The 2,387-nt window shown below is 44.7% G+C and carries 2 protein-coding genes and 1 pseudogene; all 3 read left to right on the top strand.

The window, feature by feature from the left end; translation table 11 throughout:
• Positions 1 to 308, top strand: a pseudogene (locus VIP81_RS10505) (hypothetical protein); the annotation flags it as partial.
• A 178-nt stretch (positions 309 to 486) separates the two neighbouring features.
• Positions 487 to 1,632 carry a hypothetical protein gene (locus VIP81_RS10510; protein WP_331959587.1) on the top strand — a complete coding sequence of 382 codons (1,146 nt, stop codon included), beginning with the start codon at positions 487 to 489 and terminating at the stop codon, positions 1,630 to 1,632.
• Positions 1,633 to 1,744: 112 nt separating this feature from the next.
• Positions 1,745 to 2,387 (top strand): AMP-binding protein (locus VIP81_RS10515; protein ID WP_331959590.1); only part of this gene is annotated, 643 nt, incomplete at its 3' end.

The following is a 2,387-nucleotide window of genomic DNA, read 5'->3' on the forward strand; positions in this document are numbered from 1 at the left end:
CATATCCAATAATTAAGAAAACATTACCCACTATGAGTAAAGAAGCAATAAATGTTATGCTTGACATTCATACACAACTTTCCGGCTTACCTGTTCGCTTCAGGGAAAGAGTGTGTGAAGAATGTAATTGGAGCACACCCACTTTCTATCGCAAAATGCGCGGAAAAGACAGACCAAATCCAAACGAGAAAGGAAAAATAATTCCGGCTCTCAGTAATGCGGAAAAACAAAAGATCATCGAAATCATGGAAGAAGTATACGCCGAAGGCGAAGAATACCTGGAGAAATACAGGAAAACTTCCAAATAACCACCATTGTCCTTCATCCCCTGTCTGTAGAAATATTTTTTCGAAAAGTTTGCTTGCAACAGTAAAGCCTTGTTCCCTGCCCCGGGTTTACAAGGCTTTACTATTTAAATGAACAGGTTAACTAAGTTTTTCTTTTTAAAACTAAATTCTTAGTTTTAAGGTTATAAACCGCCTTACTATGTCTCACTACTTAACCCGGTTCCTTTGTATTATTATCCTGGCACTCACCGTTGCACCCGCGCACGGCCAGCAATCTATAGACCGTGCCGAATTAATGGAATATCTGCAAAACCAGCAATACGAAAGCGCCATCAGCTATTTGCAGCCACGGGTAACTCCCAACAACATATCGCAGCTATCGTTGCTGGCCTATACTTATTACCTGTCGGGGAAAACAAAAGATGCGATGGAACAATACGGGAAAGTATTGCAGCTGGATAGTAATAACGTGGTAGCCCATCAATACCTGGCCACTATGTGCATGCAAATGGAAAGTCCGTTGCCCGCCATTATGCACTACCGCGCTATCGTCCAGTTACAACCTGCCAACGCCACCGCGTATAAACAACTCAGCTTTGCCTGTTTTGCTGCCCGGCAGCTGGACGAAGGATTTGAGGCGCTGCAAAAAGCATATGCCCTCAATCCCGCCGACCCTAAAGTAGCCGCACGCCTCGCAGAAGAATGGCTCGACAAAGAAAAATATGCCCCGGCCGATAGTATTCTCTGTGCTTTCCTGCAAAAGGATTCCCTGCAGCCTTCCGTGATCATGACGGCTGTAAGAGCCGCCTGGTTCCTGAAAGATTATACCCGCTGCACCGACCTCGGCACACAACTCATGGAGATGAAAATCATTTCTCCCAATACCTTCAGCTTTGTAACGGCCGCCTGGTACAAACTAAAAAAATATCAACAGTGCATTGCGATATATGAATACCTGCAAGCCAACAGGTCTGAGTCGGAAAATATTATGTACTACGCGGCGCTGGCCCATACCGAACTAAAAAATTATGAGAAGAGCAATGAATTACTCACCACCTGCATTGACCTCGCCACTTCCAAAAGCCTGGATAGCTATTACACCGGTAAATCGGTCAATTACGAAGGCCTCCGGCAATATAAATCGGCCGTCACCAATCTGGATACCGCTTACTACCTTTTCCATGAACCCCTCCGCCAATACAGCATTGGCCGCATTTATGAAGTGCATCTCAAAAATAAACAACAAGCCACTTTACACTATAAACGCTTCCTGAAAACGGGCGATCCTGCTGATCCGACAGAAGCGGATATTTACAAATACCTGCGATCATATGTTGAAAAATAATCTGGTTTTAACATCCTTTTTTAGATTATTTCTACTAAACCACCCGGTTTTTCTTAAATTTAAACCCCGTTAGGAAAATGCTTGTACTTAACCAATAAACAATTACGGTGCTATGTCGTACCCATACCAGATCAAGAGTATTGAAGATTATCAGCAGGCTTATCAACAAAGTGTAATTGACCCGGAGGGTTTCTGGGCCAATGTTGCAGACCATTTTTACTGGCGTCGCAAGTGGGATAAGGTATTGGACTGGAATTTTAAAGATCCGGAAATCAAATGGTTTACCGGTGCAAAACTGAACATCACAGAAAACTGTCTGGATCGTCACCTGGGAACATTGGGCAATAGGCCCGCTATTATCTGGGAGCCGAATGATCCGGAAGAGCATCATCGCATTATCACTTACCGCGACTTATATAATAAGGTTTGCCAGTTTGCGAATGTGCTGAAGAACAATGGCGTAAAAAAAGGAGATCGTGTGTGTATATACATGGGAATGATCCCTGAACTGGCGATCTCTATACTGGCCTGCGCCCGTATAGGAGCTGTTCACTCCGTGGTGTTTGGTGGCTTCAGCGCCCAGTCAATCGCAGACAGGATACAAGATGCACAATGCAGCCTGGTGATTACCTGTGATGGCGCTTACCGCGGCGCAAAGGATATTCCATTGAAATCAGTGATGGACGATGCACTGATGGCTTGCCCATCTGTAAAAAAAGTAATTGTATGTACCCGCACCCGCACCCCGGTGAGCA

It is taken from the genome of Chitinophaga sp. (genome assembly GCF_036566945.1).
GTDB lineage: Bacteria > Bacteroidota > Bacteroidia > Chitinophagales > Chitinophagaceae > Chitinophaga.

Coding starts and splice junctions, on each gene's coding strand:
- VIP81_RS10510 (WP_331959587.1), top strand. CDS start 487: ATGTCTCACTACTTAACCCGGTTCCTTTGTATTATTATCCTGGCACTC.